This window comes from Vibrio profundi (assembly GCF_043642225.1).
Taxonomy (GTDB): domain Bacteria; phylum Pseudomonadota; class Gammaproteobacteria; order Enterobacterales; family Vibrionaceae; genus Vibrio; species Vibrio profundi_A.
On sequence record NZ_JBHZSF010000005.1, the window covers coordinates 43,910 to 68,163 of the forward strand.

Consider the following 24,254-nt stretch of genomic DNA (forward strand, 5'->3'; position numbering starts at 1 on the left):
TATGAGCATTAATCAGATTGAAGATGCATTACTAAAACCTACAGGGTTAACTGAGCAAGACATTGCTGATACTTTAGCGAGTATTGCTACGCGTCAAATTGATTACGCTGATATTTACTTTCAGTCGAGCTGGCATGAATCTTTAGTGCTTGAAGACAGCATCATTAAAGATGGGTCATTCAATATCGATTGTGGTGTCGGTGTTCGTGCGGTTACGGGTGAAAAAACAGGCTTTGCTTACTCAGACCAAATTCAGCTAGAAGGTTTGAAGCAAAGCGCAATTGCTGCCCGAGGCATTGCGCAGCAAGGCAAGAATGCGCAGGTTCAAGCCTTTAAGCGTAATCAAAATCAAACGTATTACGATGCGGTTAACCCATTAGCAAGTTGGGAAAAACAGCAGAAAACTGAACTACTAAAGTCATTGGATGCGTACATCCGTACGAAAGAACCTATGATTCAAGAAGTGTCAGTAAGCCTCAGTGGTGTGCACGAACAAATGCTCGTTGCGGCAACTGATGGAACGTACGCGGGTGATATTCGCCCATTAGTTCGTTTATCTATCAGTGTCTTGGCACAAAAAGGCGATCGCCGTGAGCGAGGCAGTGCAGGTGGTGGTGGCCGATTCGGTTATGACTTCTTCCTAAGTGATAGTGAAGGCACTCAAGTCGCGTATCAATTTGCCGATGAAGCGATTCGCCAAGCGTTGGTGAACCTAGAAGCCGTAGCTGCGCCAGCAGGCGCGATGCCGGTTGTACTGGGCTCAGGTTGGCCTGGTGTCTTATTACATGAGGCTGTCGGTCATGGCTTAGAAGGTGACTTTAACCGTAAAGAATCTTCAGTATTCTCTGGTAAAGTCGGCGAGCAAGTGACTTCGAGCCTATGTACGATTGTGGATGACGGTACATTGAAAGACCTTCGCGGTTCTTTGAACGTGGACGATGAAGGCGTGAATGGCCAATACAATACCTTGATTGAAAATGGTGTGTTAAAAGGCTACATGCAAGATAAGCTTAATGCTCGTTTGATGGGTGTTGCTCCAACGGGTAATGGTCGCCGTGAGTCATACGCACACTTACCGATGCCACGCATGACCAATACGTACATGCTTCCTGGAGAGCACACTCCAGAAGAGATCATCGCTACCGTTGAAAAAGGTATTTACGCACCTAACTTTGGTGGTGGTCAGGTAGATATCACATCTGGTAAATTCGTATTCTCCGCTTCTGAAGCGTACATGATTGAAAACGGCAAGATCACACACCCAGTTAAAGGTGCAACATTGATCGGCTCTGGTATTGAGGCGATGCAACAAGTATCAATGGTTGGTAATGATTTAAGCATTGATCGCGGTGTAGGCGTTTGTGGTAAAGCGGGGCAAAGTGTCCCGGTCGGTGTTGGTCAGCCAACACTTAAGCTCGACTCATTAACGGTTGGTGGTACAGAGTAACTCTGGCTGTAAATTGATAATAAAAAGCGCTTCCTATTGGAAGCGCTTTTTTGATTTCTGGCTCTAAAAAGTTACATGTTTTCTTCGGCGAACTCGGCCAACCGACTACGAACCACACCATTGAGGTGGATATTTGCGCTGCCCTCGAAATTTTTAAACCGTTCAACCATATAGGTTAAACCTGAAGTTACTGGAGTCAGATATGGTGAGTCGATCTGGGCAAGGTTACCTGAGCAGACAATCTTGGTCCCTTCACCACATCGAGTAATGATGGTTTTGATTTGCGATGCGGTTAAGTTCTGACACTCGTCTAACAGCACAAATGCGTTTTGAATGGAACGACCACGCATGAAGTTGATGGACTTGAACTGAATATTGGCTTTGTCACAGATGTATTTGAGAGAGCCTTCTGTGCAATGATCGTTTTTGTGCAAGGCCTCCAGAGTATCGGTCACAGCAGCCAACCAAGGCAGCATTTTTTCCTCTTCTGTGCCGGGCAAGAAGCCAATGGATTCACCAATGTCTGGCGTATTACGCGTCACAATGATCTTATCGAACATACTACGTTCGATGGTTTGCTCAAGAGCAGCAGCCATCGCTAGTAGAGTTTTACCGCTACCCGCCGCGCCTGTCAGGATCACCAAGTCGATATCAGGATCGAGCAACGCATCCATAGCCATGCCTTGGTAGATATTTTTCGGCGTGATGTCCCATGCTCGGCGGTGCATCATTCGCTCTCGACTTAAATCTCTAATCGTCACTGTGTCGGGAGTGATTTCTTCGACTCGCCCTGCAAAGTCACTGTCTTCGTCAATGACATATTGGTTGATGAAAGTAGGCTCAAAAGGCTCTCTATCAATCGTGTGAAAGGTTTTCCCGGCAAGCACTTTGCTTTCAACTTGTTCCACGTCTTGCCAAAATTCTCCGGCACGAGTCTGGAAGCCTTTGGTGAGGTATTGCACGTCATCAATCAGTTGGTCAGATTGATAATCTTCAACGAAGCGTACCCCTGCGCCTTTTGCTCTGAGACGCATGTTGATGTCTTTTGTGATCAGAATGACTTCGCGTGGGGCGCGTTTGTTTTGTAAATGAATAACGGCGTTGAGGATACGGTTATCGCCTGCCTTATCGGCGAATGCTTTGACCGTTTCTTGCAGTTCGTAGTCCGCAAGAATGGCGATGGTGCCAGAGGCATCAATGTCTTTAGAAAATGGGATACCCTCTGAGATTTTGTCAGGGGTGGCGTCATGGAAGAGGTCTTCTAATGCTCGAATCGCGACTCTGGCATCGCGCGCTACATCTCGCTTGCTGTCTTTAATTCGGTCTAGTTCTTCAAGCACGGTCATCGGGATAACAACATCATGCTCTTGAAATGAGTAAATGGCGAAAGGTTCATGAAGTAGGATATTGGTATCCAAAACAAACAGTTTCCGATCGGTATCGCCCATAGCATCTCCTTGCCGCAGTACGGCTTGCCTAGCATTGATATATTGCCAGCAGAGGTCGCGGAGTCACTACGCTGTTTGGTATTTAGGTAAGTTACTCAGCTACATACTCGCAAACCTAATTGATACCAGATGTGTATTTTTCATATTAAAAAATGCACATCGTTAGTATGAGTATAGCAATCTGTTTTTAGTAGATTAGTCATGGATTTTTGACAGTTTGATTTCAATATCGAAATTGGAAAAAAAAGCACTGAAAACGCCCCTTTAAGCGTGACCTAAATCACAGCTTCAAGTAAGATTAGCGACCTTTTTCTGCGCCATTTACTCACAAGCTTTATTATCGTGAGCCGCATTGTAAAGTGGCGGCAAAGTGAGCTCTTTTGACTAATATAAAGATGTTCTGCTGAGAAAAAAGACTCTATTACATATAAGAAAATGAGGTAGTCGATTCATGACATTTGCTTTGGGGCAACGCTGGATAAGCGATACGGAGAGTGATTTAGGTTTAGGTACCGTTGTAGCAATGGATGCTCGAACTGTGACACTAATGTTTGCAGCTTCAGAAGAGAACCGTGTATACGCACGAAGTGATGCTCCCGTCACCCGAGTAACATTTAATGTTGGCGATGTCATCGAAGCGCAAGAAGGCTGGTCACTAAAAGTTGAACAAGTCATTGAAGACCAAGGTTTGTTTACTTATTTAGGTACTCGCGAAGATACTGAAGAAACGGAAGTGGCTCTAAGAGAGATCTTTTTGAGTAACCAAATTCGTTTCAATAAGCCTCAAGACAAGCTTTACGCAGGTCAAATCGATCGCATGGATAACTTTGTTCTCCGTTACCGTGCGCTTAGCAATCAGTACGAGCAACATAAAAGCCCAATGCGTGGCTTATGCGGCATGCGTGCTGGCTTGATCCCTCATCAACTTTATATCGCCCACGAAGTTGGCCGTCGTCATGCGCCTCGTGTTCTATTAGCCGATGAAGTTGGTCTAGGTAAAACCATTGAAGCGGGCATGATCATTCACCAACAAGTGTTGGCAGGTCGTGCAGAGCGTATTCTTATCGTGGTTCCTGAGACGCTTCAGCACCAGTGGCTAGTGGAAATGATGCGCCGTTTCAACCTGCACTTTTCTATTTTCGATGAAGAGCGTTGCATCGAAGCGTTCGCCGAGTCGGACAATCCGTTTGATACTCAGCAATACGTATTATGTTCGTTAGACTTCCTACGTAAGAGCCGTAAGCGCTTTGAACAAGCGTTAGAAGGCGAATGGGATTTATTGGTTGTCGATGAAGCGCACCACCTTGAGTGGAGCCAAGATAAACCAAGCCGTCAATATCAAGTGGTAGAAGGCCTTGCAGAAAATACACCGGGCGTATTGCTACTAACAGCGACCCCAGAGCAGCTGGGCCGTGAAAGCCACTTTGCTCGTCTGCGTCTACTGGATCCAGACCGATTCTATGACTACGAAGCTTTTGTGGCGGAAGAAGAGCAGTATGCTCCAGTAGCGGATGCTGTGACGGCGCTATTCTCTGGTATCAAACTAGAAAATGAAGCAAAAAATCAGATCACTGAGCTGCTGTCTGAGCAAGATGTCGAACCGTTATTCCGTATTATTGAAGGGGATAGCTCTGAAGAAGATAAAGCGTCAGCTCGTCAGGAATTGATTGATAACCTGATGGATCGCCATGGTACGGGCCGCGTTCTATTTAGAAACACTCGAGCTGCGATCAAAGGATTCCCGAAGCGTAACGTACACCTTCTGCCAATGGATATCCCAAGCCAATACACCACCTCTATGCGCGTATCTGGCATGATCGGTGGTAAGATGGCTCCTGAAGCGCGTGCAATGAAGATGCTTTATCCTGAAGAAATCTTCCAAGAGTTTGAAGGCGAAGATTCGAGCTGGTGGCAGTTTGATTCACGTGTGAACTGGTTGCTAGAAAAAATTCAAGAAAAACGCAGTGAGAAAATTCTTGTGATTGCATCGCGTGCAAGTACTGCGCTGCAGCTAGAGCAGGCGTTACGTGAGCGTGAAGGCGTACGTGCCACTGTCTTCCATGAAGGCATGTCTATCTTAGAGCGTGATAAAGCCGCTGCGTACTTTGCTCAGGAAGAGGGAGGTGCTCAGGTCCTTATCTGTAGTGAGATCGGTTCTGAAGGTCGTAACTTCCAGTTTGCGAACCAATTGGTGATGTTCGATTTACCATTTAACCCAGACTTGCTTGAACAGCGTATTGGCCGTTTGGACCGTATTGGCCAAAAGCGCGATATCGATGTACATGTTCCGTATTTAAAGGGCACTTCTCAAGCGATATTGGCTCGTTGGTTTGATGAAGGCTTAAATGCCTTTGCTGAAACCTGCCCAACAGGTCGCACAGTTTACGACAAGTATTCGGCCGACCTCATTGAGATGCTGGCATCTGGCAATACTGAACAGTTAGATGAAGTGATTGAAGAATCCGCTAAGTTGAACCAAGCGTTGAAAGCAGACCTTGAGAAAGGTCGTGACCGACTATTAGAAATGCACTCAAATGGTGGCGAAAAAGCCGCAGAAATTGCTGAGAAAATCGCGGCAACCGATGGTGATACTAATTTAGTTACCTTCGCGCTTAGCTTATTCGATACTATTGGCTTGAACCAAGACGATAAAGGTGAAAACGCACTTGTGGTGACTCCATCTGAGCACATGATGGTACCAAGCTACCCAGGTTTACCTTACGAAGGGGCAACAATCACCTTTGATCGTGAAACGGCGCTTTCTCGTGAAGACATGAACTTCATTAGCTGGGAGCACCCAATGATCCAGGGTGGCATTGATTTATTGCTAAGTGAAGGTGTTGGCGCGTCGGCGGTTTCGTTATTAAAGAATAAAGCTCTGCCAGTGGGCACTATTTTGCTTGAGTTGGTTTACCTAGTGGATGCGCAAGCTCCTAAACGTAGCGGTATAAGCCAATTCTTACCGCAGACACCGATTCGCTTGATGATGGATGCACGCGGTAATGATTTATCCGCTCAAGTTGAATTTGAAAGCTTTAACCGTCAGTTAAGCCCGGTGAACCGTCACTTGGCAAGCAAGCTTGTGAATTCAGTACAAGCAGACGTGCATAAGTTGATCGAAGCTGGTGAAGCACAAGTATTGCCTAAAGTCGAAGCGGTACGTGAGCAAGCGCAGAAAGACATGCAAGCGAACCTAAATGGTGAGCTAGAGCGTCTGCAAGCACTGAAAGCGGTCAATCCAAATATCCGTGATGAAGAACTTGAAGCGATCGAGTCTCAAATTGAGCAGCTCACGGGTTACATTGCGAAAGCGCAAGTTCAACTCGATTCACTACGATTGATCGTGGTTTCCCATAATTAATTGAAAGTATTAACGTAATTTAAAGCTCGAGCTACGCCTCGGGCTTTTTTATAAGGGCAAGAAAATGGCAATGCTGGAGTACACTCCTCCTACTGAACCTTGGATTGATATTGTTTATCAAGATGACGATATCTTAGTTGTGAATAAACCCTCTGGCCTGCTGTCTGTGCCCGGTCGTTTACCAGAACATTATGACAGTATGTGGAGCCGCTTAGTGGCTGAGTTTCCCGAGATTCAGGTGGTTCATCGCTTAGATATGTCGACATCTGGCTTAATGTTGCTGGCTAAGCATAAAGAAGCGGAACGTCATCTTAAAAAGCAGTTTCAATACCGCTTAACGCATAAGATCTACTATGCGCGAGTATGGGGTAAAGTCGAGAATGAAGAGGGAGTGATTGATTTGCCTCTGATTTGTGACTGGCCAAATCGCCCAAGGCAAAAGGTCTGTTTTGAAGACGGTAAGCCTTCGCAAACTCGTTATCAAGTCGCTCAACACGAGGAGCACACAACCTTGTTGCGTTTGCTACCCATTACAGGACGTTCACATCAGTTGCGAGTCCATGCGATGGAGCTTGGGCATCCGATTGTGGGTGACGAGTTTTATGCGACACCTGAAGCGTTGGCTTTTTCAGAACGCCTAGAGTTACACGCGTGTGAATTGAGTTTTTATCACCCTAAAGATAATCAGCTATTTACCGCTTTTGTGCCCTGTGATTTTTACCCAGAAGCCACAGCACAAGTGACGCTTCATTTTGAAATTGCGCCGGAGCTACCAGATTACAAAACTCTGAAAGCGTAAACTGGTTCTACTACGTCTAGTAATTTACAAGGAAGTTGAATGTCAGCATTAACCGTGGTCTTTTTAGATAGGGCGACGATACCGACTCAAATTACCCTGAAGGCTCCAGATTTTGAGCATGTGTGGGTGGAATACGATTTCACTCGAGCTGAGCAAGTGAATGAGCGAATCGCTGATGCTGATATTGTGGTCACCAATAAAGTGGTGCTGAATGGTGAGCAATTATCGAATGCGAAGAAGCTCCGTTTGGTTGCTGTCTCTGCGACGGGAGTGAATAACGTCGATTTGAGTTATTGCGCGAATAACAATATTGCAGTAACGAATGTTCAAGGGTACGCCACTCAATCTGTTCCTGAACATGTGGTAGCGATGCTGTTTGCGCTTAAAAGAAATATTGTGGGTTATCATCAGGATATTGCTACGGGTGAGTGGCAGCGGCATAAACAGTTCTGTTTCTTTACTCATCCAATTCAGGATGTAGCAGGTAGCACATTAGGTATTATTGGCAGTGGTGGCTTAGGGCAAGCGACTGCAAACTTAGCCAAATCTCTCGGTATGAATGTGATGTTTGCGGAGCGTAAAGGTGTTCAAGACTGCCGCGAAGGTTACCTACCGTTTGAATTGGTTTTACAGTTAGCCGACGCGATTACGTTACACTGCCCGTTAACAGACGACACGCATAATCTTATTGGTGAGCGAGAGCTAAATATGATGAAGTCTTCCTCTGTGTTGGTTAATGCTGGACGAGGCGGTTTAGTCGATGAGCAAGCGCTGGTTGCGGCTTTAAAAGAAAATAAGATCGCTGGCGCAGGAGTGGATGTGTTCACTCAAGAGCCTGCGGATGAGAGTAATGTGTTAGTCGCTAATATGGCGATGCCTAATCTGTTGCTTACCCCTCATGTCGCTTGGGGCAGTGACTCTTCCATTCAAAAGCTAGCAGACATATTGATTGATAATATTAGTGTGTTTGTCGAAGGCCGTTCTCAAAACCGCGTAGTGTGATACATAAAAACAAATAAAAAGGGTGACGCAATGTCACCCTTTTTTGTGTTCCATTCAATGTGTCTGATATGGTTTAACCTTGCGGTTTAACAACCAGCACATTGATTGGTGAATTCTGTACGACTTTGCTCGCAACTGAACCTAACACGACCTTATCGATCTTAGAACGTTTGTGGCTCGGCATGATAATAAGATCGGCACCTAGCTTTTCAGCGTGTTCTAAAATTGTAGAGTATGCTTTACCTTCGGCAACATGAACCTTGTAGATAACTTCGTCATCGATATGCTGATCGGCAAACTCTTTGAGTTGATTTTTTACGTCAATCTTCATTTGATTAGCGGCATCTTTCGGGAAGTAAGATGCGACCATCGACATATGTATGCCTGGAAGTACATTAAGAAGGTGAATTTCAGCATTACTATGTTTAGCATGCCAAACTGCAAGCTCAACGGCTTTATCGGAAAAGCCTTTGTCATTTAAATCGACTGGAACAAGGATTTGTTTATACATGTTTTGCTCTCTTATTAATGAGCACCTAGTTAGAGTCTAGGTGCTACCATTATCCTTTCCATTACATGGGCGACATTTTATCGCCCGATGTATTACGCGCTTATTTCATCCTTACGAGCACGTCTTCTTTGATTCATCGCTAAACCAATCAAAATGAGTAGAGACGGTAAGAATACCCACTCTTTCATTGGACGATCTGCATCTTGGATAACTGATTTGATTTCCCAATCAAAATCAATACCTGATGCTTCTGCTGGGCTACCAAACTCGACCATATCGACAATCATTTTGCCGTCAGTTTCCGTTAGCATTAGGCCCATTGAAGCGACACGGTCTTCACCGGTTGTTGCAGAATCTTCAAATGGAAGACGAACGGTTTTCTCTGAGTAATCGCCTTCTAGGTTCTCACCACCGACTCTTAACTCTAGGGATTCTCCCACAGCTAGGCCTTCTGTGATTTGAGCAATCTCAACTCCAGGAGAAAGAACTTTCGCTGGGTAGATCATGTCCCACCAGAAACCTGGGCGGAAGAAAGAGAAAGTTAGCACGATAAGAAGTACTGTTTCCCACCATTTGTTCTTAGTAAACCACCAACCTTGCGTCGCTGCAGCGAAGATGAGTACCGCAGTAACCGAAGAGAAGATAGTCAGTGCTAAGTGCCACCAAGAATCAATGCCCATCAATAGCAGTTGGGTGTTGAAGATGAACATGAATGGCAAAATCGCAGTTCGAATATCGTAGGTAAAACCTTGGATACCCGTTCGAATAGGATCTGACTTCGCGATAGCAGCTGCCGCAAAAGCAGCAAGACCTACAGGAGGCGTATCATCGGCCAGAATACCAAAGTAGAACACGAATAAGTGAACTGCAATCAGAGGAATGATTAAGCCGTGCGCTGCGCCTAACGTCACAATTACTGGTGCCATTAGGGTCGATACAACGATGTAGTTTGCCGTTGTTGGCAAGCCCATACCTAAGATTAAGCTGATCACCGCGGTAAATAGCAACATAAGGATGATGCTACCGCCTGAGATGAACTCAACAAAATCAGTCATCACAAGGCCAATACCTGTAAGTGTTACTACACCTACTACAGTACCAGCTGCAGCTGTTGCTACACCGATACCAATCATGTTACGAGCACCAGACACTAAACTTTCCGCTAGGTCGACAAAACCAGCTTTCGTTTGTTCTGCGATATCGTCAGTCTTTGACATCATAGCCATGAGTGGGCGCTGAGTGATCAAAATGAAGATCATGAAGACCGTTGCCCAGAATGCCGATAGGCCTGGAGAGAAACGTTCAACCGTTAAACACCATACCAATACAACGATAGGCAATAGGAAGTGTAGACCTGACTTAATCGTTGGACCTGGGTCTGGAACTTCTTTCAGATCCGCATCGATTTCCATGCCGCCTTCTTTCGCGTACTTCGCAGAAACACGAACAAGAGCTAGGTAAGCAATCAATAATGCGACCGTTACAATTGGCGTTGCTGCCGCGCCGAAGACGTCTTTCGTCCAACCCACACCGTAGTAAACCACAGCGCTAATCACACACAGGCCTAAAATCGTTCCGGTAAACGACAGCAAGCTTTGTACGATAGTTGGAGTGTGACGACGAGGTAAGCCAGTCATACCCGCTTTACATGCTTCTAAGTGAACAATGTAAATCAGAGCTACGTATGAAATTAACGCTGGCAACAGAGCCGCTTTGATTACTTCAACGTAAGAAATACCCACATATTCCACCATTAGGAATGCGGCTGCACCCATGATCGGTGGAGTCAGTTGACCATTGGTTGAAGCCGCAACTTCTACCGCCCCCGCTTTTGTGCCAGGGAAACCAACACGTTTCATTAGTGGGATAGTGAAGGTACCTGTCGTTACTACGTTTGCGATAGATGAACCTGATACAAGGCCAGAAAGACCTGACGCTACAACGGCTGCTTTCGCCGGGCCACCTTTCATATGACCAAGTAGTGAGAATGCTACTTTAATGAAGTATGCACCTGCACCTGCTCGCTCAAGCATCGCGCCAAATAAAACAAACAAGAATACAAAAGAAGTGGATACACCTAGTGCAACACCGAATACGCCTTCCGTTGTTAACCATAGGTGTGACATCGCTTTATTTAGGCTCGCACCTTTATGCGCAATAACGTCTGGCATGTATGGGCCACCGAAGGTGTACAGCAGAAATACAGCTGCAACAACCATGAGTGGTGGACCGAGTGCACGGCGAGTCGCTTCTAGGAGTAGAACCATGCCGGTAACGGCAGCAACAATATCTAGAGTGGTTGGAGCACCGGAACGGCCCGCGAGCTCTGTATAGAAAATGTAGATATACGCTGCTGAAAAGCTACCTGCTAAAGCGAGAACCCAGTCCATTGCGGGAATGTGATCGCGAGGTGAGTTCTTTAATGCTGGGTATGCTGTGAATGCTAAAAAGATAGCAAAAGTTAAGTGGATAGCACGTGCTTGTGTATCATTAAGTACAGCAAAATCAAATATGAACGGCAGTGGTGATGCATACCAAAGTTGGAATAGCGACCAACACAATGGTACAAACCATAAAATTCTTCCTTGAATACCTTTTGGGCTTCTTGCTCCAGTATCGGCTTGGGCCACCATTTCTTGCACATCTGAAGACGGTGTATTTGTCTGCGTCATGTACTTTATCCTTATTATTGATGGTCTAGTCATTAGTAATGACTGATTAGAACCAGATTTAGCATCTATTAGTGTAGTGAATAGATGGAAAATTGCTCTTAGTTTCGATTTAACTCAGGCTTTTACGAAGGTAAGTCATCAAAACGAGATAACTTAAAAAGTGTTGCTATTTCGCACGAATTTTAATTTTTTGAAGTGCGAAAAACTAATAAGGAGGCTTAGGCCTCCTTATTGGGTCAGTAGGCTAAAGTCAGATTACTTTAGAAGGCCTACTTCTTTGTAGTATTTAGCTGCACCTGGGTGAAGAGGGATTGAAAGACCAGCTTTCACCATGTCTTCTTTCTTCAGGTTAGCAAACGCTGGGTGTAGGCGTTTGAAAGTAGAGAAGTTTTCGAATACTGCTTTAGCAACGTTGTAAGCAACTTCGTCAGAAACGTCAGTTGTTGTTACCATAGTTGCAGCAACACCAAAGCTGTTTACGTCAGCATCTGTACCACGGTACATACCAGCTGGAACCGTGCTGTATGCGTAGTATGGGTTATCTGCAACGATCTTATCGATTTGTGCACCTGTTGCCGAAACTAGTTTCGCGTCACAAGAAGTTGTTGCTTCTTTGATTGAACCGTTCGGGTGACCAACCATGTAGATGAATGCATCAATCTTGTTATCACAAAGTGCTTGAGAACGCTCAGAACCTTTAAGCTCAGATGCTAGTTTGAAGCTGTCGTTAGTCCAGCCCATTGCATCCATCACAACACCCATCGTTGCACGGTCACCAGAGCCAGGGTTACCGATGTTTACGCGCTTACCTTTTAGGTCAGAAACGTTTTCGATACCTGCGTCAGAACGCGCGATGATGTTGAATGGTTCTGTATGTAGAGAGAACATTGCACGTAGCTTCTTGTACTCGCCTTGCTCTGTAAACTTACTTGTACCGTTGTAGCCATGGTACTGCCAGTCAGACTGAACAACACCAAAATCAAGCTCACCTGCACGCATAGTGTTTACGTTGTAGATTGAACCACCAGTCGATTCTACAGAACAACGAATGTTGTGTTCTTTACGACCTTTGTTCACTAGCTTACAGATAGCACCACCAGTAGGGTAGTAAACACCAGTTACAGAACCAGTACCAATAGTGATGAACTCTTGAGCGTTAACCGCGCCCGCGCCCATTACAGCAGCTGCAATTGCACCGACTTTAACAAGTTTGTTAAATGCCATGAATTTCCCTTCCTTTATTCATTATTAACCCTGAAACAAGTGTAGTTGCTTCTGGAGTTTCCTATGTGGAAACGGCATCTTTTTCAATCCGTCCGATGAAAAAGTGGCTGAATAATAACAAAAATCGGCAGAAAATTACTCAATTGTTAAAACATATAGCGAAAAAGTCTAAAATCTGATGCAAAGATAATGAAGTTTTAACCTGATTATGTTTTTAAAAATCAATAGTTTGGTTTGATATTTTGAATGAAAGATGGATATTCTAGGATGTGATATGGATCACGGAAGAAATGATTATCGGTGATCCATCGAATTTTGGAATGTTTTATTGGATTTTTTCGAGTGTTTATTAGCCAGCGTACTCGAATAATTCACACACAGAGTCAAACAGCTGCTTGGTTGTTACAGATAGAGTTGGGGTAATAAAGATCGTGTCGTCACCAGCGACCACGCCTAGAATGCCTTCGGACTTGCCTAAAGAGTCAAGTAAGCGAGCGATCAACTGAGCTGCCCCTGGTCCAGTATGAATAACGACTAATGCGGCATTGTGATCAATATCTAGTACCAATTCTCTTAACGAACTGGATACCGTTGGTACACCAAGTTCAGCTGGTAGGCAATACACCATTTCCATTTTGGCGTTGCGAGTTCTCACGGCACCAAACTTCGTCAGCATACGTGAAACTTTTGACTGGTTGATGCTTTCGAAGCCTTCATGTTTCAGTGCGTCAACAATCTCGCCTTGAGAGCCAAAACGCTCTTCTTTCAATAAAGCTTTAAAGGCGCGAACTAGGTTGTCTTGTTTTTCGGTATTGCGCATGGTTTTTTCTTATTTGTTAACGAAGTCATTGCTGCATATTCTCGCATACATATTCACTATTAACCAAAGTATCCGAGTAATTTGTTAGTCACATCACTGTAAAAAATATATGGAATATTGTGTTTTTTGAGAGTGGGTTTACTGTCCTTTCTCTCGTTTATTTGCATAATGATAATGCCTTGCATCGTCCGTATTCATTGACTTGCGCGAGGTCGCAAAGATGACGTTAACTGATTGTAATCAACTTGTAATTACTATAGTTTTCTGGATTAACTCAATTCAAAAACACCCTATAAAAACCTTATAAGAGATTTACTCTCAAGGAGAATAACAATGAAAGTAGCTGTTATTGGTGCCGCTGGTGGCATCGGTCAAGCCCTAGCCCTATTACTGAAAAATCGCCTTCCTGCTGGTTCAGATTTAGCTTTGTACGATATCGCACCGGTTACTCCTGGTGTTGCTGCGGATCTTAGCCATATTCCTACGCCAGTATCGATCAAAGGTTACGCAGGTGAAGATCCAACTCCAGCACTAGAAGGTGCAGATGTGGTTCTAATCTCTGCTGGTGTTGCTCGTAAGCCTGGTATGGATCGTGCGGATCTTTTCAATGTGAATGCTGGCATTGTTAAATCTCTTGCTGAAAAAATCGCTGTAGTTTGTCCTAAAGCGTGCGTAGGTATCATTACTAACCCAGTGAACACAACGGTTCCTATTGCTGCTGAAGTTCTTAAGAAAGCGGGCGTGTACGACAAGCGTCGCCTATTCGGTGTTACAACTCTTGATGTTATCCGCTCAGAAACTTTCGTTGCTGAATTGAAAGATAAAGATCCAGGTGATATCCGCGTTCCTGTTATCGGTGGTCACTCTGGTGTAACAATTCTTCCTCTTCTATCTCAAGTTGAAGGCGTTGAATTTACAGCGGAAGAAGTAGAAGCGCTAACTAAGCGTATTCAAAATGCTGGTACTGAAGTTGTTGAAGCTAAAGCGGGTGGCGGTAGCGCAACTCTATCTATGGGACAAGCAGCATGTCGCTTTGGTCTAGCACTTGTGAAAGCTCTACAAGGTGAAGAGAACGTAATTGAGTGTGCATACGTAGAAGGCGCAGGTGAGCATGCACCATTCTTCGCACAACCAGTTAAACTAGGCAAAGAGGGCGCAGAAGCGATCCTTAGCTACGGTGACCTAAGTGATTACGAGCAGTCTGCACTAGACAGCATGCTTGATACTCTAAATGGCGATATTGAAATTGGTGTTGAATTCGCTAAGTAATCAATTGCTTTAGATAAAAGAAAAGCCGATCGTTTGATCGGCTTTTTTGTTTTTACGAACAGAGAAGCAACAAGCTCCTCCAATTCATTATTTACTTGGTGCGTTTAACCGCCAAATGCGCAAGAGTGACTAATGCGTCTTTGTATTCAGACTCTGGCAGTACCTCAAGCTCTTTAATAGCCTTGTCGGCCTCTTCATAAGCTTTTTTCGTGGTGTACTCAAGTGAGCCTGTTTCATTCATGGCGGCCAAAATGTCATTGAGCCTCTCCATGCCGTTGGCTTTTTCAATCGCTTCACGAATCATACTTTCTTGCTCAGGAGAGCCGTTGTGCATCGCGTAAAGAAGAGGAAGTGTTGGTTTACCTTCGGCTAGGTCATCACCGACATTCTTACCCATCTCTTTACCGTCAGAGGTGTAATCCATGACGTCATCAATCAGTTGGAATGCAGTACCTAAGTATTTTCCATAGTTTTGCATTGCTGTTTCAACTTCTTCTGAAGAATCAGTCAGAATGGCCCCAATTTGGGTAGCTGCTTCAAACAAACGTGCAGTTTTTGAATAGATAACCTGCATGTAGCTTTCTTCGGTTGTATCAGGGTTATTACAGTTCATTAATTGTTGAACTTCACCCTCAGCAATCACATTTACCGCTTCACTCATGAGATCAAGGATCTTCAAAGATCCTAGCTTTGTCATCATTTGGAATGAACGGGTGTAAATGAAATCACCGACCAATACACTAGCCGCATTACCAAATGCCGCGTTTGCGGTTGCTTTTCCGCGACGCATATCTGATTCATCAACGACATCATCGTGAAGAAGGGTTGCGGTATGAATGAATTCAATAAACGCAGCAGAAGTGGTATGCGCTTCGCCTTGGTAGCCAAGAGCACGTGCAGATAAGATTGCAAGCAAAGGGCGAAGGCGTTTACCGCCACCGCTTACGATATAGAAACCGAGCTGATTGATTAAACTTACGTCAGAATTGAGTTGAGCTTGAATTGTTTCATTCACTTTTGCCATATCATCGGCAGTAAGCGCTTGGATAGCTTTAAAATCCATTATTCATCCGGCTGAGGTTAGAACCTGTAAGGCTTATTCGTTATATTTAATTGACGAATGATACACTAAAAAACGTTGATTAATACATCACTTAAGGGCATGATTGCCGCACTTTTCTTCGGCGATTAGCTTTTCGCCAATTTTTTAAAAATATGGCTTGTCATAGCCGCATGATTCCCGTAGAATCTGCGCCCTATTGATTAGTTTAGCGCACACCCGAGTTGTACAAATAACAACCATAGGCTGTGCGGAAAAAGCGGAGTAAAATATGTACGCTGTTTTCCAATCTGGTGGCAAACAACACCGTGTAAGCGAAGGTCAAACTCTTCGTTTAGAGAAATTAGACGTTGAAACTGGTGCAACTGTAGAATTTGATAAAGTTCTTCTAGTTGCTAACGGTGAAGAAATCACTGTTGGTGCACCTCTTGTAGAAGGTGGTAAGGTTACTGCGGAAGTAGTACAACACGGTCGTGGCGATAAAGTAAAAATCGTTAAGTTCCGTCGTCGTAAGCACTCTCGTAAGCAAGCTGGCCACCGTCAGTGGTTCACTGAAGTGAAAATCACTGGCATTAACGCTTAAGTTATAGGAGAGTTTAACAATGGCACACAAAAAAGCTGGCGGTTCTACTCGTAACGGCCGCGATTCAGAAAGCAAACGTCTTGGTGTTAAGCGTTTCGGTGGTGAATCTGTTCTTGCAGGTAACATCATCGTTCGTCAACGTGGTACTAAGTTCCACGCTGGCACTAACGTTGGTATCGGTAAAGACCACACTCTTTTCGCTCTTACTGAAGGTAAAGTGAAATTTGAAGTTAAAGGTCCTAAAAACCGTAAATTCGTTAGCATCGATTCTGAGTAATTCTTAGTTTCAAGCTGAATTCAAAAGCCCTGCCGATTCGGCGGGGTTTTTTATTTATAGCGGGATCAAAAAAGTAGTTACTCTTTCAATGTGTACAGAGAGTCTCTTCTTTTTTGTTCCTGATTGCAGAAAGACCCTAGATCATAGGTGATCGATCTAAACTCGGATCTGCTAGAATTTATATCATTACAAGATAGTGATATTGCAACGCAAACATGCGGAGTGAAAAATGAAATTCGTTGATGAAGCGGTAGTAAAAGTTGAAGCCGGCGATGGCGGTAATGGTACCGTTAGCTTTTGGCGTGAGAAGTTCGTAGCTAAAGGTGGCCCTGATGGTGGCGATGGTGGTGACGGTGGTGACGTTTATATCCAAGCGGATGAAAACCTTAACACGCTGATCGATTACCGATTCCAACGCTTTTACAACGCTGAACGTGGTGAAAATGGCCGCGGTGGTAACTGTACTGGTAAACGTGGTAAAGATATTACCCTTAAGGTGCCGGTTGGTACTCGTGCTGTTGATATCCACACAAATGAAATCGTTGCTGAAGTTGCTGAGCATGGCAAGAAAGTCATGGTAGCAAAAGGTGGTTGGCACGGTTTAGGTAACACGCGTTTTAAATCTTCTGTGAACCGTGCTCCTCGCCAAAAAACGATGGGTACTAAGGGTGAAGTTCGCGAACTTCGTCTAGAGCTTCTTCTATTAGCTGATGTTGGTATGCTTGGTTTACCAAATGCTGGTAAATCTACCTTCATTCGCTCAGTTTCTGCTGCGAAACCAAAAGTGGCTGATTACCCATTTACGACGCTAATTCCAAGCTTAGGTGTGGTGAGCGTTGTTCCTGAGAAAAGCTTTGTTGTTGCTGATATTCCGGGTCTAATTGAAGGCGCCGCTGATGGTGCAGGCCTTGGCATTCGATTCTTGAAGCACTTAGAGCGTTGTCGTGTTCTACTGCATATGATTGATATTATGCCAATCGATCAGTCTGATCCGATCCAAAATGCATTAACGATCATTGATGAATTAGAGCAATACAGCGAAAAAGTAGCAGCGAAACCTCGTTGGTTAGTATTCAACAAAGTTGATTTAATGCCAGAAGAAGAAGCGCAAGAAAAGATCCAAGAGATCTTGGATGCGTTAGGTTGGGAAGGTGAATACTTCCAGATCTCTGCGGTAAACAAGCAAGGTACGAAAGAGCTTTGCTATAAGCTAGCTGACTTCATGGAAACTCTGCCACGAGAAGCTGAAGAAGTGGAAGAAGAAGATAAAGTCGACTTCATGTGGGACGATTACCATAAAGATGCAATGAGTGGTAAGAACGTTGTTACAGATGATGATTGGGATGACTGGGACGACGAAGAAGATGACGGCCATGTTATCTATGTCCGTGATTAGAATCTGAGTTATCTAGATAAAAACCGCAATGAGAATTGCGGTTTTTTTGTATCTAAATCATGTCGCCATTACTGAAACTCATGCAATATCCTGATTAGGGATCTAATTATCACATGGAAGGGATCATGGCTTCGAAACAAAGAGCGATTTCACGCTTAGTCGCTCAAGCGGGACAAATGCTGTTGGCGCATGGTGCGGAAAGCACGTTAGTTGGCGATATTATGCGTCGAATTGGGATTGCAAGTGGGGTAGATGAGGTTGAAGTGGCATTGTCTGCTAATTCTTTAGTTGTAACCACTCGAATGGGAGACCATTGCATTACCACGACGCGTAGCTGCGCGGATCGGGGTATCAACATGCAAGCAATTACTCAGATCCAACGTATTTGTATCATGATGGAAAAGGGCATCTTAGATTTCTCTCTCGCTCAACGTAAATTGAACTCCATAAGCCCGGAACGTTATAACCGTTGGCTAGTCGTGGTGATGATTGGTTTATCCTGTGCGTCGTTCAGTCGATTGGCGGGCGGGGATTGGAATGTGTTTGCAATGACATTTTTAGCCTCTGCAACCGGAATGATTGTGCGGCAAGAAATTGGTCATCGTCATTTTAATCCGTTACTCAATTTTGCCGTCACAGCATTCGTGACAACCTTTGTTTCTGCTCAAGCGGTTATGCATGGTATTGGGAACCAACCAACCATCGCGATGGCGTCCTCGGTTCTTATGCTTGTCCCTGGTTTTCCACTAATTAACTCCGTTGCGGATATGTTGAAAGGGCATATCAATATGGGGATAGCGCGTTTTACCATGGCGAGTTTACTGACCTTAGCGACGAGCTTAGGGATCGTGGGAGCAATGAGTCTGACTGGTGTATGGGGGTGGGTAGGATAATGGGTATGATGGATTTACTTGTTGGTTTGATTAACGATATGTTTTTTGCTGCGATTCCTGCTGTGGGGTTTGCACTTGTCTTCAATGTTCCTCAGCGCGCTTTAGTGTATTGCGCTTTAGGTGGCGCTATTGGACACGGAAGTCGTTATGTCATGATGGAGTTTGGTATCCCGATTGAATGGGCAACTTTCTTTGCCGCGACGGTTGTCGGCATGATTGGTGTACACTGGTCGCACCGCCTTCTTGCTCATCCTAAAGTGTTTACAGTGGCGGCTTTAATTCCTATGGTTCCAGGCGTTTTTGCATTTAAAGCGATGATCGCGATGGTGGAAATTAATAACCTCGGCTATACACCAGAATTATTGGCGACCTTGATGGAGAACTTCTTGAAAGCGATGTTTATCATTGCTGGTTTGGCGATTGGATTAGCTATGCCGGGGCTGTTATTCTATCGCCGTCGCCCGATTGTCTAGTAGACTTGTTGGGAGTAACCTAACCCAAATTAGATAGGACCGTAAACATGATCATTAGTATGGTTGCCGCTATGGCAAACAATCGAATCATCGGGAAAGATAACCAAATGCCTTGGCATTTACCTGCAGATTTCGCTTGGTTTAAGCGTTCAACCATGGGCAAGCCCGTAGTCATGGGAAGAAAAACGTATGATTCTATTGGCCGACCATTACCAGGGCGCCAGAATATCGTGATCAGCCGTGATGAATCATTAACTATTGAAGGTGTGGTTACCGTGACTTCTATTGAGCAAGCACTAGAAGTCGCGGGGGATGTAGAAGAAGTGATGATAATCGGTGGTGGTTCAATCTACGCAAGCTGTCTACCAAAAGCGGATAAACTTTATTTGACTTACATCGACTTTGACGTTGATGGTGATACACAGTTCCCCGATTGGGGTAACAGTTGGAATCAAACGTATTCAGAACACTACCAAGCAGACGAAAAAAATGCGCATAACATGGAGTTTGTTGTTTTAGAGCGTTAAGCCGTTAAGAGCTTAAGTTCTCTCTTAAGCTCTTAACTTAGATTTAGGGCCGGCTGTGTAAAAAACTGTTTGTCTTCCCACCTAAGTAATGTGAGCTCGCCGCCCCACACACATCCGGTATCAAGACCAATGACAGCTTCCCCTGAATGGCCCTCAAGAGCTGCCCAGTGTCCGAATAAGATGGTCTTTTCCAAATCGACTCTCGTTGTAAGCTCAAACCAAGGGACAAGCTCATTTCCAGTCACATCTTTGGGGGGAAGTTTACAAGCCATATCTAATTGGAATTGTGGGGTGCAATAGCGCATTCTCGTAAAACTATTGATGATGTAACGATAGCGCTCGATACCGGATAATTCACTTTTCCAAATATCTGGCTGATTGCTGTACATGTTCTCTATTAGCCACGGCCAGCGATCAGACTGTAATACTTCAGAGACTTCTAAGTTTGCGGCACGGGCGGTATTAAGGTCCCACTGTGGAGAAACTCCGGCATGACACATAACAAACTCGTCATGCTCTTGCATGAGAGGTTGTAAGCGAATCCAATCAAGCAATTCTTGTTTGTCTTCTGCATCTAGAATGGGTTGAGTTTTGTCTTTTTTCTTTGCCGGAAAGAGACCAAGTGAAACCGCAAGTAGATGCAAGTCGTGATTACCGAGTACGACTTTAGCTCTCTTACCTAAGCTTTTTATATATCTGAGTGTTTCAAGAGATTTAGGTCCTCTCGCGACTAAATCCCCCGCAACCCATAAAGTATCAGTGTTAGGATTGAAGTTGACGGAGCTGAGTAGCTGTATGAGTTCGTCATAGCAGCCTTGGATATCACCAACAATGTAGTTCGACACAGGCTAGTTCTTATTAGTTGAGAATATTTGGGATCGCGAGGCGGAAAGGATCAACTTGCGCTAGGAAATCTTGACCTAAATGATCATTCATTACGTAATGCCCTTGCATAACTCCGACCGGCGTTTCAATGACGGTTCCACTTGTGTAAGTGTATTCATCATTCCCTTCGATGACAGGTTGTTTACCAACCACACCGTCTCCCTCTATGGTCAGTTGTTTACCGTTAGCGTCGGTTATTAGCCAGCGCCGCGTTAACAATTGTACAGGGCTTTTGCTTAAGTTTTTTATGGTAATGATGTAGGCAAAGACATAGCGATTTTGATCAGGTTCAGACTGTTCGGGTACGTATTTGGTATGCACTTGGCATTTGATGCAGGGCGTTGATATATCCATATTCGCTCCTTGGTTTGAGCCAATTAGGCCTTCGTTATCTCTGGCTATTATTTTTATACGGTATGTGAAAATGCAATTTAGAACAAGACAATAGATAAAAAAGAGGCTCCTAGTTGAAGTTTAGGAGCCTTTTGATTATTTCGTAGTGCTGTGGTTGTCTTCTAGCCAGTTAGCCATGTCGACAAACTGTTCCAAGGTCAGGTTCTCAGGACGCATGCTTGGATTGATCTCAAGCTCTTCTAAGATTTCTTTACTGATTAAGCTCTTGTAACAGTTACGAACGGTTTTACGGCGTTGGTTGAAGCCTTCACGGCACACACGGTCTAACCATTTTAAGTTCTTCGCAGGGTATGGAAGCTCTTCGTATGGTTGAAGGCGAACCACAGCAGAATCTACTTTCGGTGGTGGAACGAATGCCGTTGGCGGTACTTCTAGCACAGGCGTTACTTTACAGTAGTACTGAGCCATTACCGTTAGTCGGCCATAAGCTTTGCTACCAGGGCCTGCAGCTAGGCGGTTAACCACTTCTTTTTGAAGCATAAAGTGCATGTCTTGAATGTCTTTATGGAATTCAAATAGGTGGAACATCAACGGCGTCGAAATGTTATAAGGTAAGTTACCGAAGATACGCAGTTTGTTATTTGGCTTGACGAGTTGCTCGAAATCGAACTTCATCGCGTCGCCTTCGTGAATCGTTAACTTATCTGCTAAATCTGGGTGATTGCGTAGACGCTCTGCTAGGTCTCTATCTAGCTCGATAACGGTAAATTTATCAACAAGCTTACCTACAGGCTCGGTGATCGCACCTAAACCTGGGCCTATTTCGACTAGGTTTTGGCCTGGTAAAGGGTTAATACTCGAAACAATACCATCAATAATATATGGATCATTTAGGAAGTTTTGACCAAAACGTTTACGCGCTTTGTGCCCTAAGTGGACATCATTTCTCATTGCTTTTTCTCTACTAATTCAATGGCGTGCGTGAGCGCTGTTCTAAAGCTCCCTGTATCGGCTTGGCCTGTCCCTGCCAAGTCTAGAGCTGTACCATGATCGACGGAAGTTCGAATGAATGGTAAGCCAAGTGTGATGTTCACTGAACGACCAAAGCCTTTGTATTTCAATACAGGTAACACTTGGTCGTGATACATACCTAAAACAGCATCTGCATCTTGCAAATATTTTTCATTAAAAATGGTATCTGCTGGCAATGGGCCAATCAGGTTCATACCATCTTGTTGTCTAATCTTTTCTAACGTTGGCGTGATGGTTTCTATTTCTTCACGGCCGAGGCAACCATCTTCACCAGCATGCGGGTTTAATCCACATACATAGATAGTTGGTTTCTCAATTGCAAACTTTTCGACTAAGTCTTTGTGAAGTATCTGGATAATATGCTCCAGACGCTCTTCAGTTACTGCTTGAGAAACGTATGCGAGAGGGATATGGGTCGTGACAAGTGCCACTCTTAATCCTTCGGTTGCCAACATCATTACCACCAAAGGTGTGTTGGACTTCTCTGCAAAAAACTCAGTGTGGCCACTAAAAGCAACGCCAGCACGGTTAATTACCCCCTTATGAACAGGGCCGGTGACAATAGCATCAAATTCACCATTCATACAGCCTATTGCAGCGCTTTCTAATGTATTTAATACATAATGACCATTTGCTTCGTTCAGTTCACCTGCTACGCAAGGTTGTGCTAATGGAGAATGTTTGACAAGCAATGTACCAGAGCTTTGTGCTTGTGCTGGTTGGGATTGATCATAGTCTAGTAGCTCTACCGTAATCCCCAATAATTGGGCGCGCTCAGCCAACATGTGTTTATCCGCACAAACGACAAGCTGATGTGGCCAGCTTTGTTGGGAGAGGGCCAGTACTAAGTCTGGTCCAATACCGGCAGGTTCGCCGGCTGTGACTGCAATACGTTTAATTGTCATCTTGCGCTTCCCCAACCATTTCAACGAATGCACTGGCGCGAATTTCCTGTAACCAAGCGCCTGCTTCTTCGTTAAATTTGCGGTTAAACAAAATGCGGTAAGCCTTATTTTTTAGTGCTGAATCTGTTCTGTCCACTTCGCGGCGGTCAAGAACTTCAACAATGTGCCACCCGTGCACTGTTTTGAAAGGTTCACTGATTTTGCCTTTCTCGATGGTTTCTACTTGGTGTTTAAATTCTGGAACGTAAAGATCTGGAGTTTGGTAGCCTAGTTCACCATCTTGAACAGCAGAGCCTGGATCTTGGCTGTATTGCTGAGCTAGATCGCCAAAGGTGGTTTCACCATCGTTAATACGACGAATGAAATCGTTCAGTTGCTGCTTCGCCCCTTCGTCACTCAATATGACCGTTGGTTTTAGCAGAATATGACGAGCATTGACTTCGGTGACCGCGATTGTTTCTAGACCTTTAACATCTTCAATTTTCAAAATGTGGAAACCAACACCGCTGCGAAATGGGCCAATGATGCTGCCTTTATTTTGAAGTTTGATTTGGTCTGCAAAAATGGTTGGCATTTCCTCTTTACGCATCCAGCCCCAATCGCCTCCTTGTAGGGCTTTCGGCCCTTTTGAGTAGGTGTAAGCCATGGTGCTAAAATCATCGCCAGAATTAAGCTTTTCTACCAATTCATTTGCTTGTTTTTCTAGTTCTTCTTTAGTTTGATCGTCGTTAAATCGAAGTTGGATATGACCAATTTTATACTGAACTGTCGCATTGGTTTCCTGCGCCAAAATGTTAGCTAGGTTGTCCACTTCAGCAGGAAGAATGTTGATTCGCTGACGAACCAAGGCATTACGCGCCTCTGTTGCGGCGAGTTCTTTTCTTACTTGTTCACGAAAGGCACTGTAAGTTAGCCCTTCAGCCGCCACTGATGCAGTTAGCTCATCAATAGTCTGGTTATTATTTTTGGCGATTTCGGCAATGGCTTCGTTAAGGCGATTGTCGTCGATTCTTACACCAATTCGCTCAGCTTCTTGAGTTTGAATGGTATCAACGATGAGCTTTTCTAGAACCTGTTCAACGAGTACGTCTTGTGGTGGTAATGTCTGGTTGTTCTTTTTTGCATTGGCGCGCAAAGTCTTCATCGAAGTATCAATATCACTTTGCAGTATTACGCCTTCATTGACGATGACGCTAACCTTATCAAGTTCGACAGGGGCTGCGATCGCACTAGAGAATGTGCAGGTCGCAGCTAAACTGATTAAAGTTTGTTTCCACAATTTCATTTGTAGTCCTTTAAGCTTGCTGAGCATAGCC

General features: G+C 44.5%; 22 protein-coding genes. 11 read left to right on the top strand and 11 right to left on the bottom strand.

The window, feature by feature from the left end; translation table 11 throughout:
• Position 1 precedes the first annotated feature (1 nt).
• Positions 2–1,447 (top strand): metalloprotease TldD, encoded by a 1,446-nt coding sequence (tldD, locus tag ACHUFI_RS10005; RefSeq protein WP_394248706.1) that lies wholly within the window; start codon positions 2–4, stop codon positions 1,445–1,447.
• A gap of 71 nt (positions 1,448–1,518) precedes the next feature.
• On the opposite strand, the gene ACHUFI_RS10010 is transcribed toward tldD, so the two are convergent.
• Positions 1,519–2,895 carry a PhoH family protein gene (locus tag ACHUFI_RS10010; RefSeq protein WP_394248708.1) on the bottom strand — a complete coding sequence of 459 codons (1,377 nt, stop codon included), beginning with the start codon at positions 2,893–2,895 and terminating at the stop codon, positions 1,519–1,521.
• A 451-nt stretch (positions 2,896–3,346) separates the two neighbouring features.
• Between ACHUFI_RS10010 and rapA the strand changes: the two genes are divergently transcribed.
• The 3 genes from rapA (at position 3,347) to ACHUFI_RS10025 (ending at position 8,057) form a co-directional block, all read left to right on the top strand.
• Positions 3,347–6,256 carry an RNA polymerase-associated protein RapA gene (rapA, locus tag ACHUFI_RS10015; RefSeq protein WP_394248710.1) on the top strand — a complete coding sequence of 970 codons (2,910 nt, stop codon included), beginning with the start codon at positions 3,347–3,349 and terminating at the stop codon, positions 6,254–6,256.
• Positions 6,257–6,320: 64 nt separating this feature from the next.
• Positions 6,321–7,055, top strand: a complete 735-nt coding sequence (gene rluA / locus ACHUFI_RS10020; protein WP_394248712.1) for a bifunctional tRNA pseudouridine(32) synthase/23S rRNA pseudouridine(746) synthase RluA — start codon at positions 6,321–6,323, stop codon at positions 7,053–7,055.
• A 39-nt stretch (positions 7,056–7,094) separates the two neighbouring features.
• Entirely contained in the window at positions 7,095–8,057 is a 963-nt protein-coding gene (locus ACHUFI_RS10025; protein WP_394248714.1) for a D-2-hydroxyacid dehydrogenase, read from the top strand.
• A gap of 73 nt (positions 8,058–8,130) precedes the next feature.
• Here the strand turns inward: ACHUFI_RS10025 and ACHUFI_RS10030 are convergent, their stop codons facing one another.
• The 4 genes from ACHUFI_RS10030 to argR all read right to left on the bottom strand — a co-directional run bounded on the left by ACHUFI_RS10030 (position 8,131) and on the right by argR (position 13,284).
• Positions 8,131–8,568 (bottom strand): universal stress protein, encoded by a 438-nt coding sequence (locus ACHUFI_RS10030; protein WP_394248716.1) that lies wholly within the window; start codon positions 8,566–8,568, stop codon positions 8,131–8,133.
• Between the two features lie 92 nt (positions 8,569–8,660).
• Positions 8,661–11,240: a TRAP transporter permease gene (locus ACHUFI_RS10035; protein ID WP_394248718.1), complete on the bottom strand. Its 2,580-nt coding sequence runs from the start codon at positions 11,238–11,240 to the stop codon at positions 8,661–8,663.
• A gap of 255 nt (positions 11,241–11,495) precedes the next feature.
• Positions 11,496–12,464, bottom strand: a complete 969-nt coding sequence (locus ACHUFI_RS10040; RefSeq protein WP_394248720.1) for a TAXI family TRAP transporter solute-binding subunit — start codon at positions 12,462–12,464, stop codon at positions 11,496–11,498.
• A 349-nt stretch (positions 12,465–12,813) separates the two neighbouring features.
• Positions 12,814–13,284 carry a transcriptional regulator ArgR gene (argR, locus tag ACHUFI_RS10045; protein ID WP_137358432.1) on the bottom strand — a complete coding sequence of 157 codons (471 nt, stop codon included), beginning with the start codon at positions 13,282–13,284 and terminating at the stop codon, positions 12,814–12,816.
• A gap of 333 nt (positions 13,285–13,617) precedes the next feature.
• Between argR and mdh the strand changes: the two genes are divergently transcribed.
• A complete protein-coding gene (gene mdh, locus ACHUFI_RS10050; protein WP_394248722.1) occupies positions 13,618–14,553 on the top strand; it encodes a malate dehydrogenase in 936 nt (311 codons plus the stop codon).
• 91 nt (positions 14,554–14,644) lie between these two features.
• Here the strand turns inward: mdh and ispB are convergent, their stop codons facing one another.
• Positions 14,645–15,616, bottom strand: coding sequence for an octaprenyl diphosphate synthase (gene ispB / locus ACHUFI_RS10055; protein ID WP_394248724.1), 972 nt, complete (start codon positions 15,614–15,616; stop codon positions 14,645–14,647).
• A 268-nt stretch (positions 15,617–15,884) separates the two neighbouring features.
• Here ispB and rplU point away from each other — a divergent pair, with 268 nt between their 5' ends.
• The 6 genes from rplU (at position 15,885) to folA (ending at position 19,762) form a co-directional block, all read left to right on the top strand.
• Positions 15,885–16,196, top strand: a complete 312-nt coding sequence (gene rplU, locus ACHUFI_RS10060; RefSeq protein WP_032553027.1) for a 50S ribosomal protein L21 — start codon at positions 15,885–15,887, stop codon at positions 16,194–16,196.
• Positions 16,197–16,215: 19 nt separating this feature from the next.
• Positions 16,216–16,473: a 50S ribosomal protein L27 gene (gene rpmA, locus ACHUFI_RS10065; protein ID WP_032553028.1), complete on the top strand. Its 258-nt coding sequence runs from the start codon at positions 16,216–16,218 to the stop codon at positions 16,471–16,473.
• Positions 16,474–16,702: 229 nt separating this feature from the next.
• Positions 16,703–17,869 (top strand): Obg family GTPase CgtA, encoded by a 1,167-nt coding sequence (cgtA, locus tag ACHUFI_RS10070; protein WP_394248727.1) that lies wholly within the window; start codon positions 16,703–16,705, stop codon positions 17,867–17,869.
• Positions 17,870–17,994: 125 nt separating this feature from the next.
• A complete protein-coding gene (locus ACHUFI_RS10075; RefSeq protein ID WP_394248729.1) occupies positions 17,995–18,762 on the top strand; it encodes a threonine/serine exporter family protein in 768 nt (255 codons plus the stop codon).
• The gene (locus ACHUFI_RS10080; RefSeq protein WP_394248731.1) at positions 18,744–19,235 is read left to right on the top strand and encodes a threonine/serine exporter family protein; all 492 of its coding nucleotides are present in this window, start codon (positions 18,744–18,746) and stop codon (positions 19,233–19,235) included. Before ACHUFI_RS10075 ends, ACHUFI_RS10080 begins: the two co-directional genes overlap by 19 nt.
• A 47-nt stretch (positions 19,236–19,282) precedes the next feature.
• Positions 19,283–19,762, top strand: a complete 480-nt coding sequence (gene folA, locus ACHUFI_RS10085; RefSeq protein ID WP_394248733.1) for a type 3 dihydrofolate reductase — start codon at positions 19,283–19,285, stop codon at positions 19,760–19,762.
• Positions 19,763–19,794: 32 nt separating this feature from the next.
• On the opposite strand, the gene apaH is transcribed toward folA, so the two are convergent.
• From apaH to surA, 5 genes are all read right to left on the bottom strand, one after another.
• Positions 19,795–20,607 carry a bis(5'-nucleosyl)-tetraphosphatase (symmetrical) ApaH gene (gene apaH / locus ACHUFI_RS10090; RefSeq protein ID WP_394248735.1) on the bottom strand — a complete coding sequence of 271 codons (813 nt, stop codon included), beginning with the start codon at positions 20,605–20,607 and terminating at the stop codon, positions 19,795–19,797.
• A 13-nt stretch (positions 20,608–20,620) separates the two neighbouring features.
• The gene (gene apaG / locus ACHUFI_RS10095; RefSeq protein ID WP_394248737.1) at positions 20,621–21,001 is read right to left on the bottom strand and encodes a Co2+/Mg2+ efflux protein ApaG; all 381 of its coding nucleotides are present in this window, start codon (positions 20,999–21,001) and stop codon (positions 20,621–20,623) included.
• Between the two features lie 135 nt (positions 21,002–21,136).
• Positions 21,137–21,952: a 16S rRNA (adenine(1518)-N(6)/adenine(1519)-N(6))-dimethyltransferase RsmA gene (gene rsmA / locus ACHUFI_RS10100; protein WP_394248739.1), complete on the bottom strand. Its 816-nt coding sequence runs from the start codon at positions 21,950–21,952 to the stop codon at positions 21,137–21,139.
• Entirely contained in the window at positions 21,949–22,938 is a 990-nt protein-coding gene (pdxA, locus tag ACHUFI_RS10105) for a 4-hydroxythreonine-4-phosphate dehydrogenase PdxA (RefSeq protein ID WP_394248741.1), read from the bottom strand. Before pdxA ends, rsmA begins: the two co-directional genes overlap by 4 nt.
• Entirely contained in the window at positions 22,928–24,223 is a 1,296-nt protein-coding gene (gene surA / locus ACHUFI_RS10110) for a peptidylprolyl isomerase SurA (RefSeq protein WP_394248743.1), read from the bottom strand. The genes pdxA and surA overlap by 11 nt, the downstream gene beginning before the upstream one ends.
• Positions 24,224–24,254: the final 31 nt, after the last annotated feature.

Bases quoted from the DNA above. Each gene is read 5' to 3' on its own strand.
- tldD (WP_394248706.1), top strand. From the start codon at position 2: ATGAGCATTAATCAGATTGAAGATGCATTACTAAAACCTACAGGGTTA.
- ACHUFI_RS10010 (WP_394248708.1), bottom strand. From the start codon at position 2,895: ATGGGCGATACCGATCGGAAACTGTTTGTTTTGGATACCAATATCCTA.
- rapA (WP_394248710.1), top strand. From the start codon at position 3,347: ATGACATTTGCTTTGGGGCAACGCTGGATAAGCGATACGGAGAGTGAT.
- rluA (WP_394248712.1), top strand. From the start codon at position 6,321: ATGGCAATGCTGGAGTACACTCCTCCTACTGAACCTTGGATTGATATT.
- ACHUFI_RS10025 (WP_394248714.1), top strand. From the start codon at position 7,095: ATGTCAGCATTAACCGTGGTCTTTTTAGATAGGGCGACGATACCGACT.
- ACHUFI_RS10030 (WP_394248716.1), bottom strand. From the start codon at position 8,568: ATGTATAAACAAATCCTTGTTCCAGTCGATTTAAATGACAAAGGCTTT.
- ACHUFI_RS10035 (WP_394248718.1), bottom strand. From the start codon at position 11,240: ATGACGCAGACAAATACACCGTCTTCAGATGTGCAAGAAATGGTGGCC.
- ACHUFI_RS10040 (WP_394248720.1), bottom strand. From the start codon at position 12,464: ATGGCATTTAACAAACTTGTTAAAGTCGGTGCAATTGCAGCTGCTGTA.
- argR (WP_137358432.1), bottom strand. From the start codon at position 13,284: ATGCGCAATACCGAAAAACAAGACAACCTAGTTCGCGCCTTTAAAGCT.
- mdh (WP_394248722.1), top strand. From the start codon at position 13,618: ATGAAAGTAGCTGTTATTGGTGCCGCTGGTGGCATCGGTCAAGCCCTA.
- ispB (WP_394248724.1), bottom strand. From the start codon at position 15,616: ATGGATTTTAAAGCTATCCAAGCGCTTACTGCCGATGATATGGCAAAA.
- rplU (WP_032553027.1), top strand. From the start codon at position 15,885: ATGTACGCTGTTTTCCAATCTGGTGGCAAACAACACCGTGTAAGCGAA.
- rpmA (WP_032553028.1), top strand. From the start codon at position 16,216: ATGGCACACAAAAAAGCTGGCGGTTCTACTCGTAACGGCCGCGATTCA.
- cgtA (WP_394248727.1), top strand. From the start codon at position 16,703: ATGAAATTCGTTGATGAAGCGGTAGTAAAAGTTGAAGCCGGCGATGGC.
- ACHUFI_RS10075 (WP_394248729.1), top strand. From the start codon at position 17,995: ATGGCTTCGAAACAAAGAGCGATTTCACGCTTAGTCGCTCAAGCGGGA.
- ACHUFI_RS10080 (WP_394248731.1), top strand. From the start codon at position 18,744: ATGGGGGTGGGTAGGATAATGGGTATGATGGATTTACTTGTTGGTTTG.
- folA (WP_394248733.1), top strand. From the start codon at position 19,283: ATGATCATTAGTATGGTTGCCGCTATGGCAAACAATCGAATCATCGGG.
- apaG (WP_394248737.1), bottom strand. From the start codon at position 21,001: ATGGATATATCAACGCCCTGCATCAAATGCCAAGTGCATACCAAATAC.
- rsmA (WP_394248739.1), bottom strand. From the start codon at position 21,952: ATGAGAAATGATGTCCACTTAGGGCACAAAGCGCGTAAACGTTTTGGT.
- pdxA (WP_394248741.1), bottom strand. From the start codon at position 22,938: ATGACAATTAAACGTATTGCAGTCACAGCCGGCGAACCTGCCGGTATT.
- surA (WP_394248743.1), bottom strand. From the start codon at position 24,223: ATGAAATTGTGGAAACAAACTTTAATCAGTTTAGCTGCGACCTGCACA.